At 30.6% G+C, this 16615-nt stretch carries 19 protein-coding genes; 4 read left to right on the top strand and 15 right to left on the bottom strand.

Going from position 1 to position 16615, the window contains the following annotated elements; all coding sequences use genetic code 11:
- Positions 1 to 30: 30 nt before the first annotated feature.
- The 5 genes from H0I29_RS16530 to H0I29_RS16515 all read right to left on the bottom strand — a co-directional run bounded on the left by H0I29_RS16530 (position 31) and on the right by H0I29_RS16515 (position 3073).
- Positions 31 to 648 (bottom strand): hypothetical protein, encoded by a 618-nt coding sequence (locus H0I29_RS16530; protein WP_218753432.1) that lies wholly within the window; start codon positions 646 to 648, stop codon positions 31 to 33.
- A gap of 4 nt (positions 649 to 652) precedes the next feature.
- Positions 653 to 1645, bottom strand: a complete 993-nt coding sequence (locus tag H0I29_RS16525) for a YHYH protein (protein ID WP_218753430.1) — start codon at positions 1643 to 1645, stop codon at positions 653 to 655.
- 210 nt (positions 1646 to 1855) lie between these two features.
- Entirely contained in the window at positions 1856 to 1978 is a 123-nt protein-coding gene (locus H0I29_RS18445) for a hypothetical protein (protein WP_302850007.1), read from the bottom strand.
- A 163-nt stretch (positions 1979 to 2141) separates the two neighbouring features.
- Positions 2142 to 2558, bottom strand: a complete 417-nt coding sequence (locus H0I29_RS16520) for a UPF0158 family protein (RefSeq protein WP_218753428.1) — start codon at positions 2556 to 2558, stop codon at positions 2142 to 2144.
- Positions 2559 to 2728: 170 nt separating this feature from the next.
- Positions 2729 to 3073, bottom strand: coding sequence for a DUF3024 domain-containing protein (locus H0I29_RS16515; protein ID WP_218730620.1), 345 nt, complete (start codon positions 3071 to 3073; stop codon positions 2729 to 2731).
- A gap of 588 nt (positions 3074 to 3661) precedes the next feature.
- Between H0I29_RS16515 and H0I29_RS16510 the strand changes: the two genes are divergently transcribed.
- On the top strand, positions 3662 to 4108 hold the full coding sequence (locus H0I29_RS16510; RefSeq protein ID WP_218730619.1) for a peptidylprolyl isomerase: 447 nt from the start codon (positions 3662 to 3664) through the stop codon (positions 4106 to 4108).
- A 137-nt stretch (positions 4109 to 4245) separates the two neighbouring features.
- On the opposite strand, the gene H0I29_RS16505 is transcribed toward H0I29_RS16510, so the two are convergent.
- The 8 genes from H0I29_RS16505 to H0I29_RS16470 all read right to left on the bottom strand — a co-directional run bounded on the left by H0I29_RS16505 (position 4246) and on the right by H0I29_RS16470 (position 9742).
- On the bottom strand, positions 4246 to 5079 hold the full coding sequence (locus tag H0I29_RS16505) for a DUF6503 family protein (protein ID WP_218753426.1): 834 nt from the start codon (positions 5077 to 5079) through the stop codon (positions 4246 to 4248).
- 129 nt (positions 5080 to 5208) lie between these two features.
- The gene (locus H0I29_RS16500) at positions 5209 to 5874 is read right to left on the bottom strand and encodes a peroxiredoxin-like family protein (protein WP_218730617.1); all 666 of its coding nucleotides are present in this window, start codon (positions 5872 to 5874) and stop codon (positions 5209 to 5211) included.
- Between the two features lie 189 nt (positions 5875 to 6063).
- Positions 6064 to 6714 (bottom strand): DsbA family protein, encoded by a 651-nt coding sequence (locus H0I29_RS16495; RefSeq protein ID WP_218753424.1) that lies wholly within the window; start codon positions 6712 to 6714, stop codon positions 6064 to 6066.
- 50 nt (positions 6715 to 6764) lie between these two features.
- On the bottom strand, positions 6765 to 7433 hold the full coding sequence (locus H0I29_RS16490) for a hypothetical protein (protein WP_218753422.1): 669 nt from the start codon (positions 7431 to 7433) through the stop codon (positions 6765 to 6767).
- Positions 7434 to 7451: 18 nt separating this feature from the next.
- Complete coding sequence (locus tag H0I29_RS16485) at positions 7452 to 8147, bottom strand: haloacid dehalogenase type II (protein WP_218753420.1); 696 nt, start codon at positions 8145 to 8147, stop codon at positions 7452 to 7454.
- 2 nt (positions 8148 to 8149) lie between these two features.
- The gene (locus H0I29_RS16480; protein ID WP_218753418.1) at positions 8150 to 8464 is read right to left on the bottom strand and encodes an EthD family reductase; all 315 of its coding nucleotides are present in this window, start codon (positions 8462 to 8464) and stop codon (positions 8150 to 8152) included.
- A gap of 85 nt (positions 8465 to 8549) precedes the next feature.
- Entirely contained in the window at positions 8550 to 9101 is a 552-nt protein-coding gene (locus H0I29_RS16475) for a carboxymuconolactone decarboxylase family protein (protein WP_218730612.1), read from the bottom strand.
- A gap of 77 nt (positions 9102 to 9178) precedes the next feature.
- Positions 9179 to 9742, bottom strand: coding sequence for a TetR/AcrR family transcriptional regulator (locus H0I29_RS16470; RefSeq protein ID WP_218753417.1), 564 nt, complete (start codon positions 9740 to 9742; stop codon positions 9179 to 9181).
- A gap of 270 nt (positions 9743 to 10012) precedes the next feature.
- On the opposite strand from H0I29_RS16470, the gene H0I29_RS16465 reads away from it, so the two are divergent.
- The 3 genes from H0I29_RS16465 (at position 10013) to H0I29_RS16455 (ending at position 14756) form a co-directional block, all read left to right on the top strand.
- Entirely contained in the window at positions 10013 to 11479 is a 1467-nt protein-coding gene (locus tag H0I29_RS16465) for a carbohydrate porin (protein WP_218753415.1), read from the top strand.
- A gap of 49 nt (positions 11480 to 11528) precedes the next feature.
- The gene (locus H0I29_RS16460; RefSeq protein WP_218753413.1) at positions 11529 to 13550 is read left to right on the top strand and encodes a glycoside hydrolase family 97 protein; all 2022 of its coding nucleotides are present in this window, start codon (positions 11529 to 11531) and stop codon (positions 13548 to 13550) included.
- A 135-nt stretch (positions 13551 to 13685) separates the two neighbouring features.
- Positions 13686 to 14756, top strand: a complete 1071-nt coding sequence (locus H0I29_RS16455; protein WP_218753411.1) for a LacI family DNA-binding transcriptional regulator — start codon at positions 13686 to 13688, stop codon at positions 14754 to 14756.
- A 55-nt stretch (positions 14757 to 14811) separates the two neighbouring features.
- On the opposite strand, the gene ttcA is transcribed toward H0I29_RS16455, so the two are convergent.
- Together ttcA and H0I29_RS16445 are read right to left on the bottom strand one after the other, a co-directional pair.
- Complete coding sequence (gene ttcA, locus H0I29_RS16450; RefSeq protein WP_218753409.1) at positions 14812 to 15609, bottom strand: tRNA 2-thiocytidine(32) synthetase TtcA; 798 nt, start codon at positions 15607 to 15609, stop codon at positions 14812 to 14814.
- A gap of 221 nt (positions 15610 to 15830) precedes the next feature.
- Positions 15831 to 16457 carry an energy transducer TonB gene (locus H0I29_RS16445; protein WP_218753407.1) on the bottom strand — a complete coding sequence of 209 codons (627 nt, stop codon included), beginning with the start codon at positions 16455 to 16457 and terminating at the stop codon, positions 15831 to 15833.
- Positions 16458 to 16615: the final 158 nt, after the last annotated feature.

Genomic DNA, 16615 nt, shown 5'->3' with positions numbered 1-16615 from the left:
TATCTTTTATAGCAAGTGTTATTATATTTTTTATTTTACAGTTTTTTTTCTTTTAATAACTAGAAATACTACTGAAATTACTAATAAAATTGCAAAATAGCCCACATATTTAAAATTAGAAGTCATTTTTTCTTCTAAGATATTTTCCCAATTACCTTTTTTAAGCGCTAAATTTATTTGATATTTATTATCAACATCTAAAGAGAATTTTTGTGTTGGAAATTGTTCTAATAAAAAAATAACTATAGATTGGCTGTGGTAAATATCTTTAAACAAAGTGTTTTTTAATTGAATGGAGTTTATGGTTTCTGGAAGACCGATAATTTCTACAACTAGTTTTGTTTCATGACCTAAAAATACCTTTGGATTCTTAAATTGTAAGGTGTCCTTCTTGTTGATAATCATAGAAAAACGACTGTTAAAGTGCTTGATAACTAGGTTTCTAAATTCTTCTGGAGATTTATAAAAACCTTCGCCATTTACAAAGTTGACTTCCTGCTGAAAAGCAGTTAAGGAACTATTTATTTGTAAAATAACTTGCCCATTATCGGTCTTAGAAATTACGATATTAGATAAATCTGGTTGATGTGCAAATAACGTATTGCTCATTAACAGAAATATCATTAATACAGAAAAGTTTTTAATCATTTTTTTATAATGCATATTCCCCTCTTAAACCATCGATAAAATTATTATTACCAGCTTTGTCTACATGATAATGATATCCTCTAGTGTCATCATAATGACCTCTAGAATCATCTAAACCTGTAGCTTCATTTCCGTTTTCATCCGTGTTTTCAAAGATACCATATCCATCTAAAGCATAACCAATCATTGCAGCATGATCATCTGTTTGAGTTATTTTTTTCGAAAGTCCGGTTGCTGCATGATAATGATAACCAGCAGCTAAATTAATATGTCCGCCAGCATCATCAAAAGGCGCTAAAGTATAGGCACTTAAAATATTATCTGTTGGTGCCGGAGCATCAAAAACAACACCATTAAATGCCAAACCTCTATTAGAAGGTACAGTACTAATAGCTGTTCCTGGGCCTCCACCAGGTCCGGTAGAAAATACATAAGGAGTGTCTGCTATTTTAGGAGTAACAGGTATATAATAAGTGTGCGTTAGGTCTTCTACATAAGAAGGTAAACACTCTACGCAATAATTTTTATATTCTGCGCCAACATTTGGGTTTGCAGCTTCTTCACATTCTGTTTCTGTGCTTGTTTTTGTAATTTCTCCTGTGGTAGCGTTATATAACATCCAAGTATCATCATTGTAAAAAGTAGCTAAATTCTGAACAAAAGCGCCATCTACATCATAAACTTCTCCGTTTTCAAGCCAAATTCCACCTGCAGTAGCATCATCAGAAATATTACTCGGACACCAAGGTCCCATTTCATGATCTGTAGGTGTACCCGTAACTACTATTTTATAACAATCTGCTGTTGAACCATCAGATAATGTTCTGCTTTCAATGGTTATAGGTGTTGCTAATCCTTCTGTTATAAAATTACTACTTTCTACAGATATGGTTACCGCATCGCTAGTGGTTAAATCGGAATTGGTATCTTCACTACAAGAAGTTAAAACGATAAAAAATGAGCTTAAAACAAGTGCTTTGAATTGGTTGGATTTCATATAATAATATTGATTGAAAAATCCTTTTTTAATTAAAAGGACTATGTATTAAGATGCTTTCTATTTAAAAAACTTGCGATGAACTCGCTATAAATTTTGAATTAACAATAATCTAAAAATTTAAGGTTAAATAGGTCTATAGGATTTTGCTATAAATTTTTCCTTATTTTAAGTTTAAGAAATGTTTTATGGTTTCGATGTAAAATTTTCCTATAGAGTAACGCTATCTGCCAAATTCCAGTTGTTTATATATGCATAATATAATTCTTTCTTTTCTTCTTCGGAAGTTTTTTTACCTGTAGTTTTCCAATCTAAGATGGAAACGGCATCCAATTTAGGATTTTCATTTTTTTTTTTTTATAGCTTGATAATCTGAGAAACAAGTGTTTCTACATAATCTTTAGCCAAAGCAAATATTTCCCTTTTCAGTATTACCCCCGAATAATCTTAACAAATTATATTTAAGGTTTCTATAAAATCTTTAGTCATCATTTGATTAATGTAATCTTTTTGCAACTATTTTCTCAAGCTCATGCTGTTTAAAATCGAACCAGTTTTGTCTAAAATTAGATTGATCTATTTGATGTTTAAAATTCTGAAAGGGTTTTTGCCTTTGTAAAATAGCTTGTAATTCTATCTTAAAATTTAGGTCGTTTAATTGTGCTGCAAAGTCTTCCATTATTTTAAAGGACTCAAAGCTTTCTAAGGATTCAATTTTTATGAAATCTGTTTTATACTGCTCTAACTTTTCTAGAGCTTCACCAAAAGCCTCTTTAAATTCTTCTTCATTAAATGCTTGTGAAAAATCTGGAATTGCTATAATTTCATTTGTTTTTAAATTATAGTAGCAATCACTACCACAATCTAATTCTTGTGCAATTTCTCTAATTATTTGTTGTCTTGTAGTATTCAATGGTGGTTCGAATTTAAATAACTTCTTTTTTATAGTAATTGAAACATTCTTGGTTGTCTGTTCTAGCTCAGTCGAGAACTAACTGATTACTATAGTAAGTTTCGACTGAGCTTAATAGGACATATTATTTATTCTAAAATTAAATATGTACAATTTAGAAAAAGCTTCTATTATCCAAAAAAGCAACTGTGTTTATCTTTTTTAATAATTGCTACAATTTCATTTAGATGTGTAGATTCTGAAAAAGGTTCATAGAGTTCCCATTTTCCACTGGCACGCATCCAATATAGTTTCCATATTTTTTTTGACTTTATACGCGTAATTTTAGCGAAATCAATTTGTAATTTCTCTTTTGGGTTGTCCCATTTTGGTCTTATTTGAAACAGAATTACCGATTTACCATCATAAGCATAGCCAATATCTATTTGTTTTCTAATCTCTAAATCTTCTGGCCTTAATGATTCTACATAACTTTTTATCGTAGCTTCGTTAATGTCTATAATTTTTGTTGGCATTTTGGTTAGTGGTTTAGGCTTTTTAAATTTGTTTAGTATATGGTTTGTTGCATGTTTCAAGTAACTAATTTAGTAAATTGTTACCAACCACAAAATTCTGAGAGTACTTTTGTGAATAATCAAAAATGATATGAGGTTTTAAGGTTTTTACTTATTAAAAGTAGTTGATTATTAATCAACCTAAAAAAGAACCATTCCAATTTGTCATCCGACGTAAGGAGAAAACCTACACGATGATACTATAAATTTGAAAATATTTATGAGATTTCTCCTTTTTATTGAAAATTAAAGCTTCCTGTTAATAACAAAACTGTCATAAAATAATCTTAATTTTAAGTAAAAACTGACAAAGTTGCGGTTTCAATATTACACAACCTTTTTATTTATAAAAAAAAAGAAAGCTTGTAGATTACTACTATAAGAGAGATAGCACTTTATTTTTTGTTTGTAAATGTAGCGAATTAAAGAAAATGGCATTAAAATTCTGGGTTTTGGCTTGGTTATGGCAGCGAATGGTTTGTAAGTTTAAATTAAAATAGTTTTTGTGTAAGAATTATGCAACGCCTATTTTTTCAAATTAATTATAGTATGAGTCAAGTAAAAGCGAATAACACAGTAAAAGTACATTATACAGGTAAATTATCTGATGGACAAGTTTTTGATACGTCTGAAGGAAAAGAGCCAATAGAATTTGTTTTAGGACAAGGACAATTAATTCCTGGTTTTGAGCAAGGTTTAATTGACATGAAAGTGAATGAAAAGAAAACTATTACTATCGCTAAAGAAGAAGCGTATGGTGAGGTAAATGATCAATTGATTCAAGAAATTGATAGAGCTAATCTTCCACAAGATATGGAGCCAAAAGTTGGTATGGGATTGGTTTCTAAGTCTCCAGAAGGACAAGAAATGAATTTAATGATTGTTGAAGTTAAAGATAATAGCGTTGTTATTGATGGTAATCATCCTTTAGCAGGTAGAGATCTTGTTTTTGATCTTGAAGTAGTAGAAATTAAAGATACTGAAATTACAGCATAACGTAATTTTTTTCAATATTTTAAAGAGTCTTTGTTAAATCTAATTTAGCAAAGACTTTTTTTTTTAGCGTAAGAAAAACCCCTTCAAATTTTTAAATCTGAAGGGGTTATTTGTAAAATTGATTTTCGTGTGTTGGTTTATTTTTTAAACAGTTCTTTTTGTAAACCGTTATTAAATTTAATATTGGTCCAGTTTACTTGAATCCAAGGAGCATCTGTAACTTCTGCATCCCAATTAGACGCTTTGTATTTACGTTGTGTAGGGATTAAAATACCTTCTATATTTTCATATTTCAGTTGCATTAAAAGAGGATCTGACTTTGCAAAATCCATCACAGTAAATAGAAACTGATCTATCATTTTAGTTTCTTTATTGATGTATACTTGGTAAATATCTTTTGGCTTGTTATTACTACCATCAAAGGTAATTTTAACAACATCATAAACTGTTCCTTCAATTGTTTGCTCGTTTATATATTGATATTGTACACTAGGATCTAATAATTTTTGAATCATACAGAACCAGTAAAAATTTGTAGGTCTGTTAAACGCAACTTTTTTTAAGGCTGCCGAATCTGTTATGATTTCTCCATTATTTTTTAACCAATATTCATTTCCGTCATAGCCTTGTTCTACTTTACCTTTTAAGTCTGTTAAAGTTCTTTCATGCTTTGTATATGCTCCGTAAGAAAGTTCTCCATCAAAAATATATTTTTCTGTAGAAATATCTGTTTTCCCATCTGGAGTTTGGTAAGAGTAGGTGTAAACCACATCTTTTTTAGCTCCAAGTGTTTGGTAATTCCCCGTTTTTTGTACGGTGTTGTAGACCAATTCGTGTCCTTTGTTTTTAAAGGTAATTGGAGTTTCTTTTTCTGTACTTATTTCTGATTTTACTTCTGAATTTGTTTTTTTATTTCCACAAGAAAAGAATAAGAAACTAAAAGCAATTAAGATGATTTTGGTTGTATGCATAAATGTTTTATTTGGTTATTGATAAACCTCAAAATTAATAAAATACGATTGTAAACGGTACTACAGTTTTGTTAAGATTTTAAAAGAAATAGCTTTTTTTACTGATAAAAAAAAATAAGACTTTTGGTCTTATTTTAATTTGTTTAACGCGTTTAATATGTCAGATGATTCTGCTCTTTCTCTATAGTCAGCATCTAAAAATGCATACTGAATTACACCGTTGGTATCAATAACATAGGTAGCAGCTAATGGCAACTCGTTATTTTTATCTCCATTAAAATCACTTAAACCAAAACCAGCTTCATAAATTTCGGCAACTTCATCAGTTAGTTTAAAAACAACACCATATTCTTTTCCGACGGTATTACCAACATCACTTAAAACATTAAATTCTAAATTGTTTTTTTCGGATGTGCTTAAAGAATTATCTGGCAACTCAGGCGTTAAAGCTATAAGTGTTGCACCTGCTTGTTGAAATTCTGGTAACTTTTCTTGTAAATAATGTAATGTGATGTTACAATACGGACACCAGCCACCTCTGTACCATGTTAAAACTACCGGTCCGTTTTTTAATTCATCATATAGAGATACAGATTCGTTTAAAGCATTTTTCAGGTTAAAATCAGGAGCTTTATCTCCTACATTTAAAGCTTTTTCAAGTATGCCAGAATTTGCTACACTTGTAATTCCGTCTGCATAAATTTTATTCTTTTCTTTGGTGAATTTAGCTGCACCTTCTTTACGTTTTGCCGCTAATAATGCATCTAATTCTCCTTTATTTTTTTTTGATTCCATAGGTATCTTTTTAAGATATTATTTTGTCTAATAAATTATACTTAATTGCATCGATTATTTTAGTTTAAATAGAAGCAATATATCTTGTTGGGTCTTTAGACTCTGCGTAAGACAAGCATAAGTAGAGAACTATTTAATAATTAAATAGTTCTCTACTGCGCTCGAACTGACATTAGTTAATTTTATAAACTATTCTTGTTCTTTCATTAATTCTGTAAGTACTTGTTTAAAAGTGTCTACAGGTTGTGCACCTGTTACCGCACTTTTTCTATTAAAAACAATAGTTGGTACAGAATTAACTCCTAAATTTTTCCAATAATCTTGTTTGGCTCTTACTTCGCTTCTTGCAGATTCAATATCTAATTTAGCAAGTCCTTCTTCTGCATTTAAACCAACTTCTAATAAAGCCTGTTTTAAAACATTTCTTTTAGAAACGTCTTTACGTTCGCCGAAAAAAGATGCTGTTAAACGCATTTTTAATTCAGTTTGTTTGTTAAAAATCTTAGCGTATTCTAATAAAACATGTGCATCAAAGGTATTTACCATGCGCATTTCGTCAAAATAATCAAATTTAAAACCTAATTCTGCACCAGCTTCGGTCATCATTTGCTTCGATTCTTTTTGTTGCTCGGTTGTAGAACCATATTTTTCTGTAATATGTTCGTTTACATTCTGACCTTCAGCGGGCATATTTGGGTTCAACTCAAAAGGTTGCCATTCTATGTCTACTTTATCTTGAATACCAAGTTCTATAATTGCTTTTTCTAAACGTTTATATCCGATAGTACACCACGGACAAACAACATCAGAAACGATGTCTATTTTTAATTTTTGTGTCATATTATGTTTTTTTTAGGCTTATTTAAATTCAATATTTAAAGTTATAATTACTATTTGCTTATAATATCAGTATTTAAAAAAGCATGTTCTTTTTTCTGGTCTTCAATACTATTATCTTTTGATAACATATTAAAAATCATTGAATTTACTATTCTACTTTTATTTAGATCGGGTTTCACAATTTTTGCTTTGTGAAATACACCTAAGGTTTCTCTGCTTTGTTTTGGATTGCTATTATTAATTATAACAATTTTATAAGTAGGTTTATCAAATGATGCTAGCTTGGTAATATAGGGTTTAAGTATCGTTTCATCTTCCTTAAATACAGGCGTAAAATTTTTAAGATAGTCTTCTGAAACCTCCTTATTCTCATTCGCATACTTATGATAATCGGCTATATACAATTCACTTTCTACTTCACTTGGTTCGTAACCTAGCATTAAAAAAGATTGATTTTCGGCATTATCTAGATGAAAAGGTGTGCTAACTTGTTGATCGAAACGAACCAACCAATGATAACTTAATTCTTTATTGAATTTCTTTAATGTAAAAGCGGATAATTCATTTTTTAGCGCAACCATAATAGCTCTAAGTTCGGGTGAGGTTCTATTTTCTCCAAAGTCAAGGTACACAAAGCCAGGTAAATCCGTATTTGTTCTAAATACATTTTCTAGGCAATATTTTGCTATCTTTTTTATATTGACTTCTTTTACCTCCATGTTACCTTAAATCCCTTTTTATTTATAAGTTACTAGAATATCTGCTACTTTTTTTAAATCGTTTTCTATAATTTCTGTTTTAGGCGCTAATGGAAATAATTGTTGACCAGGTCTCGCTACAAAAGCAGCTCTTAAACCGGCGCTCATTGCTCCATATACATCCCAACCATGTGCTGCAATTAACATACACTCTTCTGGATTTACATCCATTTTTGATGCTCCCCAAAGGTAAGTCTCTGTAAAGGGTTTAAACTTCCCGGTTTCTTCAACACTTAATTGTTCATCAAAAAAATCGGTTAAACCAGCATTCTCAAATTGATTTTTTAAACCTTCGGTGGATGAGTTTGTAAACGCCACTAATTTGTAACCCGCTTGTTTTAATTGAAGCAATGCTTCTTTTACTTCTGGGTGAGGAGGTAGGTTTTGCATGGCATTTACAATTACCTCTCTTGCATTTTCTTCTGAGATGGTAATGCCATTATTAGCAGCTACCATTTGCAAAGCTGCAGCACCAATTTGTCCAAAAGGTTTATAATCTCCGCTTGCGGATGTTACTAATGAATACTGTAACATTGTTGTAAACCATAAGGGAAGCAATTCGTCTTTTCCACCCAAAGCGTCACCTACTTGTTTTTTCATTTTGGTAAGATCTAATAGAGTTTCATTTACATCAAAAAAAAGCACTTTCGGTTTTATGTTACGGTTATTTTTCATCTTTATAAATTTATCAATTCACTAATTTGAAGTTCTCCTTGTACATTACTGTAATTTTTTACGTCATCTGCAAATACTTTTGCATGCGGACCAAATGAAGCCTGAAAAGAAGCAACATCATCAAATAATAAATGAGCAATAGCTATAAAGGGAGCAGGTTCTCCAGGAACTCTACTTGCAATTCCTAAATCTAACTCTAAACCTTTTAAGGTAGAACCCAATGCATTTACAATCATAGGTAAATGATTGTTTTTATAATAATCTACATCAAACTGTACATTATTACTGTTTGGGTACATTACAGATACTTTTATCATAATAAGTTTTTTTTTAAAATATAAATACCTACAAATTTCCCACTTATTACGGAAGATTTGTAGGTATAATAATGATATTTATAAATTATTTTTTCTCCCAAGCAAATGGTTGAAAAGCAGCATCTACAGGTGTATTTGCAATATGATTTGTGTAATTACTAATTACTTTTTGAGACAATCCTAAAATAATGTCTAAAACACTTCTTTCTGTATAACCCGCTGCATAAAATGTGCTTAATTCTTCTGGAGACACATGACCTCTATTACGTGTAATTATTAATGTAAATGTACGTAAAGCTTCTAGTTTTTCATCTGCTAACGGAGTTTCGTTACGTAATGCTTCTATAATAGCATCATCTACTTTCATCATTTTTGCAATTCCTGTATGTGCAGGTACACAATAATGACATGCGTGCTCTACGTTGATTGTTTGCCAAACTACTGTTAATTCATCTGCGTTAAAAGCTGTTTTTGTAAATAAATCATGTAATATTTGGTAAGCTTCTAAAGCTTGAGGAGAGGTAGCTAATACTCCGTGTAAACCAGGAATCATTCCGTAAGCTTTTTGAGATTTTTCTAATAATCCTTTGCTTTCTTCTGGAGCTGTTTCTATGTTTTGAACTTTTAATGTTGTCATAATTTCTATTTTTAATTTATTATTATTTATGTTAATTTTAACTAAACTGTCGTTTAGTTATTAGGTAAAAAAAATGTTTATATATTTATAAAGGTCATTTCTATGTAATCTTCAATTTCTTTTTTACTATTTACTCTTGCTGCTGCAGCTAAACCATGTTTTGCCAATAGTAAAAAATTAGCTTGTTTTTCTATGGTTTCTAAATCTTTTGATTCATCTAATTTAAGCTTTTCTATAATTAACTCTTTTAAGTTATTCATAAAAGTACTCATTTCTTCTTTAATCAATGCATCCTTAGAATCTGAAAACTCATTATAGGTGTTTGTTACTAAACATCCTTTTATGTTGTCGTCTTTAAAATTAGAACTTACAGAATCGTAGAAAAATTGTTTGATATCTTCAACTCCGTTGGAAGCATTTTTTAATTTATTTAAAACCACATTTACTTTTACCTTATAGCATTTTAAGCTTTCAAGAAAAAGACTATGCTTATTTCCAAAACTAGCATAGATAGAGAACTTGTTAATTCCCATCTCTTTCTCTAGCATTTGCATAGAAGTGGTTTTGTAACCATTCAGCCAAAAAAGCTTCATTGCTTTTTCTATGACTACATCTTCATTATATTCTTTTTTTCTTGCCATTATTTCTAAGTACGGAACAAAACTAAACAATCGGTTAGTAATAAAAAAATATTTAAATGCTTTCTTTTAAATTTTATGATGGTTTTAACAATTTAAAATAGAGAGAAGCCAATAAAATAAGAGGATTAAGAGGTGTTTTAAATGGTTTGTATTTTAATTTAATATTGTTATGGAAATAATTTAGGAGTTATTTTTTTAGAAATAATTTATTCTAAACATTGAAAATCATACAATTATATGTATGTTTGCGAAAACAATTAACTAGCAACAATGAAAAATTATAATTTAAATATCTTTAAAAAGAATAAAGTTCTATTATTTAATAGAGATTTATTATGTGTTGAGCAGTCTAATGGATCTGTTTGGCGTATAGGTGAAAGAGGTTTGTTATCTTTTTTTGTGTTATTTATGTTTTCGACAACATTTAATGTAAAAGCACAAACAATTTTTGAAAAAGTAAATCATACGTTTAAAACTTCTGGTTATTTAAGGACAGGTGTTGGGCAAAGTGAAGGCGGAGAAACGCAAGCTCATTTTCAAATGCCAGGTGCTCAAAATAAATATAGTTTGGGAAATCAAGCGGATACTTATGGTGAATTAGAATTTGACTATTCTTATTATTTTGATAAAGAGAAATCAAAATCTCTAGATGTTATTTGGATGAGTTCTATTTATGAAGATTTTGGAACGGATACTCAAATGAGTTTTAATAAAACGGAACAATTATATATGCGTGCAAATAATTTTTTAGGAAACGGAGAGGTTATTTGGGCAGGTAAACGATTTTATGATCGTAGAGCGGAACATATGTTAGACAGACAATGGGTAAATCCTGGACAAAGAGGTTGGGGGGTTGGTATGGAGAAACTGATTCAGAAAGGAACTGATGAAGATATTAAATTTGGTATTTGGGCTTTTCAAGAGAGAGGAAAGGATATTTCCTTTATAAATGGAGCAAAAGATCACTTAAGAGCATACACGGCAGATGTGCGTTATGTGCATTTACCGATTAGTGAAACGCTTAAAATGAATGTCTCTTTAAATTATAGTTATCGGGCAGAAAATGAAATCATGGAATATAATGCGAAACACGGTTTTGCTGTTATTTCTTGGTTAGATTATGAGAAGAAGTACATTACCAATACAACAGCTCTTATATTTAGACAAGGTGCTTCTATTCCAATACATCACTGGTCTGGAATGTCAGAAAAAGAAAATCCAGGAAATGATAACATTGTTTTAAATGATATTGCAAGTTCTTACTTCTTGGAAATCAACAATAACTTTTTATATGATGATAAAGAAACTTTTGCTGTAAATGGTATTCTGTCTGCTGTAATGAGAGATTACGGAACAAAGCCTTATGAATACAATAGCGCTAATCCTACTAATAAAGCCTATTTGAAAGGGAGAGACAAAATGCTGTATTGGTTAACTGCAGGAGCAAGAGGAATGTATTATTTGAGTAATAATTTTAAATTACACTTAGAATTAACGCATGAGTATATAAAAAATGAACAATTAAATGTTTCTGGTAATCTTGATAAAATAACGTTTACGTCAGAGCTTTCGTTAGAGAAAGGTTTTTACGCGCGTCCAGTATTGCGTCCGTTTGTTACCTACGCTTTTTGGAGCGATGATTTAAAAGGACTGATTGGTAATACGCCTAATGGAGCTCCTTTTGGTAATAATACTTCCGGATTTACCTATGGATTACAATTTGAAATCTGGTGGTAAATCAACTTAAAAAATAGAATAAACAACAATTAACTTAAAATTTATAATCATGAAAAATACATTTTCAATAATGGCAGCAGCATTATTAATTCTTTTTGGAGCGACAACAATGTCTGCAGCGGATAAAAAAATAATCGTAAAATCTCCTGATGGTAAAACACAGGCAGAAGTAACTGTAGGTAAATCTATATATTACACTATTTCACAAGACGGAGTGCAAGTATTAGAGCCTTCTAAACTTTCTATGACCTTGTCTGATGGAACTATCTGGGGACTAGGCTCTAAAATAAAGAACATTAAAACAGCGAAAGTAAATACGATAATCAATGCTCATTTTTACAAATCTAAAACGGTAAAAGATGAGTATAATACTGTAAAGGTAACATTTAATGATTATTGGAGCTTAGAGTTTAGAGCTTATAATGATGGCGTTGCGTATCGTTTTGCTTCAACAAAAAAAGGAAATTATGAAGTAGTGAGTGAGCAAGCACAGTACAAGTTTGCGCACGATGTAGAAACTACAGTACCGTATGTGTATTCTCCAGGAACTATGGAGCATCAACTTTTTCAATCTTTCGAAAATCAATACACACGTTCTAAAATTTCTGATTTAGATAAAAATAGGTTAATGTTTTTGCCTTTAAGCATCGAGTCTAAAAACCAAAAACGTATTACCATTACAGAAAGTGATTTAAGAAATTATCCAGGAATGTATTTAACGACCAATATTGGTAAAAATACCATGAATGCTTTTTTTGCTCCTTTAAGAGATGAGGTAGAAGAACATACTGGGTACAATAATTTACAGGTGATTGTAAAGAGTAGATATCCTTTTATAGCCAAAGTAAATGGACCGCGTAGTTTTCCTTGGAGAGCGGCAATTGTAACAAGAAATGATGTGGAGTTGGCAAATACAACCATGTCTTACAAATTAGCTGCTAAAAATGTTATTGGAGATACAAGTTGGATTAAACCAGGAAAAGTTGCTTGGGATTGGTGGAATAACTGGAATTTAGAGGGGGTTGATTTTAAAGCAGGTATTGATAATAGAACGTATAAATATTATATCGATTTTGCTTCAAAAAATGGCATTGAATATGTAATTTTAGATGAAGGTTGGTCTGTTAATAAGGTATACGATTTAATGCAGGTTGTTCCTGAAATTGATATCAAAGAACTGGTTGAGTATGCAAAAGAACGCAATGTAGATATTATTCTGTGGGCGGGTTATTATGCTTTTGACAAAGATATGGAAGAGGTTTGTAAGCATTATAGTGAAATGGGCGTAAAAGGTTTTAAGGTCGATTTTATGAATGGCGATGATCAAGAATTGGTATATTTTAATGAGCGTTCTGCACAAATGTGTGCAAAATATAAATTAATTGTAGATCTTCATGGAACTTATAAACCGGCAGGTTTACAGCGTACATATCCAAATATTTTAAATTTTGAAGGTGTGCATGGTTTAGAGCAAATGAAATGGCAGCCGAAAGAATGTGATCAAGTTACGTATGATGTTACGTTTCCGTTTATTAGAATGATTTCTGGACCTGTAGATTATACGCAAGGTGCTATGAATAATGCGGTAAAGGCTTTAAATACTATTACCAATGAAGTAGAAACCCAATATGCTCCCAACTTCTCAAAACCGATGAGTCAAGGTACTCGTACGCATCAATTTGCAGAATATGTAATTTTCTTTTCTCCTTTAAATATGCTTTGTGATACCCCTACTAATTATGAGAAGAATCCGGTTAGTACAGAATTTATTGCTTCTATTCCTACTACTTGGGATGAAACTATTACAGTTGATGGAAAAATAGGGGAGTACATTATTACAGCTCGTAGAAAAGGGGATGACTGGTATATTGGTGGTTTAAATAACTGGGATGCTCGTGAAATTACCATCAATGTAAAAGAGATTACAGGGAAATCTGGAAGTGCTACTGTGTTTAAAGATGGGCCGAATGCAGATATGAATGGGGTTGATTTTGTGAAAAAAACTGAAAACATAAAAGATACGTTTACAGTGCGTATGGCTCCTGGTGGAGGTTTTGTAGTGAAGATATAATAAGTTTTAATTTTTTTAATCCCACGATAGTTGTAAAATCTATACTTGTTGTAATTCCATACAGGTATAGATTTTTCTATGAATAAGACATTGTAATCTTTAAACAATTATATTTGTTGTAATTAAGGTTTGTTTATGAATAAAAAGGTAACATTTAAGGAAGTTGCAGAATTAGCAGGGGTTTCTACACAGACGGTCTCTAGAGTAACTAATGGAGGGGAAGGAGTAAATGCGAATACCTTAAAAAAAGTTCAGGAGGCAATTGATCAATTAGGCTATGTGCCAAATAAAGGAGCTCAGCTTTTAGTACGTAAAAAAGCAAAGGTTTTTGGTGTCATAACATTAGAGATGACCATGGAAGGTGCTTCTAGTATTGTCAATGGAATTCGCTTAGAAAGTGAAAAAGCAGGGTATGCTATATCTATTGCTGTTTCAAATTCTGAAGAGGAAAACTTAGAAAATGCGATACGGGAGTTAAAGTCACAGCAAGTAGATGTTGTGTTTATAAATTTACCCGTACAAAAAGAGTTGGCAGAAAATTTAGTAGCAAAACATAAGCATTTACCTTTTTTATTTATTGATGTTTCTCCTGAAGCAAATGTGAGTCAGGTTGCTGCAGACCATTATAAAGGAGCTGTGTTAATTGCCGAGTTAATGTTGAAGCATGGTAGAAAAAGGTTTGCGCTTTTAAATGGACCTGCACATTCGCACGCTGCAAATTTGAGAAAACAAGCTTGGTTAGATGTTTTAAAACCCTCTGATGCCGAAATTGTAACGGTAGAAACAGGAGATTGGAGTGCTAAAAGTGGGTATTATGAAACCACAAAACTACTCTTGCAACCACAAAATATAGATACTTTATTAGTAGGGAATGATCAAATGGCACTGGGAGCTTTAAGAGCTTGTGCAGAGCAAAAATATGCCGTACCAGATCAAATTGCGGTAACGGGTTTTGATGATACTGTAAATAGTGCATATTACAATCCGCCATTAACAACCGTTCATCAAAATTTTTTAGAAATAGGGAAACAAGCTGTAAAGCAAATATTAATACAGTTAAAAAATGAAAATAATATTTCTAAAATGGTGATTCCTGTTCAGTTAATCGAGAGACAAAGTACGATGCCTGTAAAAGAAAATTTAAATTCTGTAAAAGAAATTAAAGATTTACTTCAAAAAATACAAACACTTTTACCGAATAGTTAAGTTTATATGGCTTTTTGTTTTAAAATCTTATTCATTTAAAATAATTCTAACTTCTCTAAATGGTAGCTATAGGTTCTGATCTTTTAGATTCTAGATTATCAAAATCATATAAATTTTTATCTAATAAATGAGAAGGAAATACGTTTTGTAAAGCGTTCATCATAATGGCATTTCTATTCGGGAACTCGGTTTCCCAATCGGTAATCATTTGTTTTACCTTTTTACGTTGTAAGTTTTCTTGAGAACCACATAAGTTACATGGTATAATAGGGAAGTCCATAAAATTGGCATACGTTTCAATATCACTTTCATTACAGAAAGCCAAAGGTCTTAAAACAATAATATCACCAGCATCATTTTTAAATTTTGGTGGCATTGTTTCCATTTTCCCTGCAAAGAAGAAGTTTAAGAAAAAGGTTTCTATAATGTCGTTTTTATGATGTCCTAAAGCCAATTTATTACAACCTAAATCTTTGGCTGCTTCATATAAAGTTCCTCTACGCAGACGTGAACATAAGCTACAGGTTGTTTTACCTTCAGGCGTTTTGTCCATCACAATCTTATAGGTGTTTTTCTCAATAATTTTATAATCAACTTTTAAGTTGCTTAAATAAGTAGGTAATACTTCTACCGGAAAACCAGGTTGTTTTTGATCTAAATTTACAGCTACAAGATCAAAAGAAATAGGCGCTACTTTTTGGAAATATAATAACATGTTTAACATTGCATAACTGTCTTTTCCACCAGAGAGACAAACCATAATTTTATCTCCTTCGTCAATCATTGTAAATTGCTGAATTGCTTCTGCAACGCCACGCTGTAATTTCTTTGTTACTTGTTTTAGATTTTCCATGGGCGCAAAAATAGTACTAAAATCATTGTTATTCAATGAGTTTTTTGCGTTTCATTCAATTTCATTCAGTTTTATAACCGTTATTATTAAATAAATAGTAATTACATAAAAAATAAAAGCTCATAATATGAATTGAGAGTATTATGAGCCTAGAGTAATAGTTTGTAAATTTAATGAAGAAAAGAGTTGTTTTTAGCTCGGTTCTTTGTTTGGGTTAGTTTTTATCTAAAATTAATAGGTATCGTTCTCTTTACTTTTACTGGGTTTCCATCTTGTTTTGCTGGTTTCCAAATTGGCATAAAATTGAACATATTATTAACTTCATTTTTTAAACTTGGATACGTGTCTTTGAGTATTTTTACATTAGAAGTTTTTCCATTTGATTCAATTGTGAATTTAAAAATTAACTTTCCTCTTGTGTTAGAGCTGTTAGAAGTGAGATGTTTTTTAATAAAACTCTTAAAAGCTATTTTGCCACCAGGAAATTCCGGCTGAATTTCAAAATTATAGTATTCTATTTCTTTTCCACTTTTGTCAAAACACTTTCCGCTTTTAAGTTTACCTTTTTTAAATAATTCTTTTCTCTTTAATTCCCCGTTTTTCCAGTAGCTAATTCTTTCACCATTTAATTTATTCTTTATATAATTTGTAATGATTTTTAATTTACCAGTACTATACCAAAAAGTGCTTTTTCCTTCTCTTATTTTTTTATTTCCTTTTCTTAGAAAATTTATTTCTGATTTTATATTTCCATTTTCAAAATATTTTTTATCAATTTTAACTTCACTTTGACTAAATAATGAAATGGAAAACAGACTTAAAAAAAATAGAAGATTTAATTTTTTCATAATTATTATTATTAATCTGATTTTCGTTTTTTTAATTACTACCAAAGTTTTTGTATAAGATTAGCTGCGTGGTTAAGCACGTAATTTAACAAATAAAAAAAGAATAGAAAATTCGTAAGAATTATCGTAAGTAGGCTGTAACCAGGAAATTAATTATA

Origin of the sequence: Polaribacter sp. R2A056_3_33, from assembly GCF_019278485.1 — a bacterium.
Taxonomy (GTDB): Bacteria; Bacteroidota; Bacteroidia; order Flavobacteriales; family Flavobacteriaceae; genus Polaribacter.
Note: the sequence above shows the minus strand (reverse complement) of the source record. Positions and strands in the feature narration are given on the sequence as shown.

What these genes read in the sequence shown, in the direction of transcription:
- H0I29_RS16530 (WP_218753432.1), bottom strand. Translation starts at nt 648, where the DNA reads ATGATTAAAAACTTTTCTGTATTAATGATATTTCTGTTAATGAGCAAT.
- H0I29_RS16525 (WP_218753430.1), bottom strand. Translation starts at nt 1,645, where the DNA reads ATGAAATCCAACCAATTCAAAGCACTTGTTTTAAGCTCATTTTTTATC.
- H0I29_RS16515 (WP_218730620.1), bottom strand. Translation starts at nt 3,073, where the DNA reads ATGCCAACAAAAATTATAGACATTAACGAAGCTACGATAAAAAGTTAT.
- H0I29_RS16510 (WP_218730619.1), top strand. Translation starts at nt 3,662, where the DNA reads ATGAGTCAAGTAAAAGCGAATAACACAGTAAAAGTACATTATACAGGT.
- H0I29_RS16505 (WP_218753426.1), bottom strand. Translation starts at nt 5,079, where the DNA reads ATGCATACAACCAAAATCATCTTAATTGCTTTTAGTTTCTTATTCTTT.
- H0I29_RS16500 (WP_218730617.1), bottom strand. Translation starts at nt 5,874, where the DNA reads ATGGAATCAAAAAAAAATAAAGGAGAATTAGATGCATTATTAGCGGCA.
- H0I29_RS16495 (WP_218753424.1), bottom strand. Translation starts at nt 6,714, where the DNA reads ATGACACAAAAATTAAAAATAGACATCGTTTCTGATGTTGTTTGTCCG.
- H0I29_RS16490 (WP_218753422.1), bottom strand. Translation starts at nt 7,433, where the DNA reads ATGGAGGTAAAAGAAGTCAATATAAAAAAGATAGCAAAATATTGCCTA.
- H0I29_RS16485 (WP_218753420.1), bottom strand. Translation starts at nt 8,147, where the DNA reads ATGAAAAATAACCGTAACATAAAACCGAAAGTGCTTTTTTTTGATGTA.
- H0I29_RS16480 (WP_218753418.1), bottom strand. Translation starts at nt 8,464, where the DNA reads ATGATAAAAGTATCTGTAATGTACCCAAACAGTAATAATGTACAGTTT.
- H0I29_RS16475 (WP_218730612.1), bottom strand. Translation starts at nt 9,101, where the DNA reads ATGACAACATTAAAAGTTCAAAACATAGAAACAGCTCCAGAAGAAAGC.
- H0I29_RS16470 (WP_218753417.1), bottom strand. Translation starts at nt 9,742, where the DNA reads ATGGCAAGAAAAAAAGAATATAATGAAGATGTAGTCATAGAAAAAGCA.
- H0I29_RS16465 (WP_218753415.1), top strand. Translation starts at nt 10,013, where the DNA reads ATGAAAAATTATAATTTAAATATCTTTAAAAAGAATAAAGTTCTATTA.
- H0I29_RS16460 (WP_218753413.1), top strand. Translation starts at nt 11,529, where the DNA reads ATGAAAAATACATTTTCAATAATGGCAGCAGCATTATTAATTCTTTTT.
- H0I29_RS16455 (WP_218753411.1), top strand. Translation starts at nt 13,686, where the DNA reads ATGAATAAAAAGGTAACATTTAAGGAAGTTGCAGAATTAGCAGGGGTT.
- ttcA (WP_218753409.1), bottom strand. Translation starts at nt 15,609, where the DNA reads ATGGAAAATCTAAAACAAGTAACAAAGAAATTACAGCGTGGCGTTGCA.
- H0I29_RS16445 (WP_218753407.1), bottom strand. Translation starts at nt 16,457, where the DNA reads ATGAAAAAATTAAATCTTCTATTTTTTTTAAGTCTGTTTTCCATTTCA.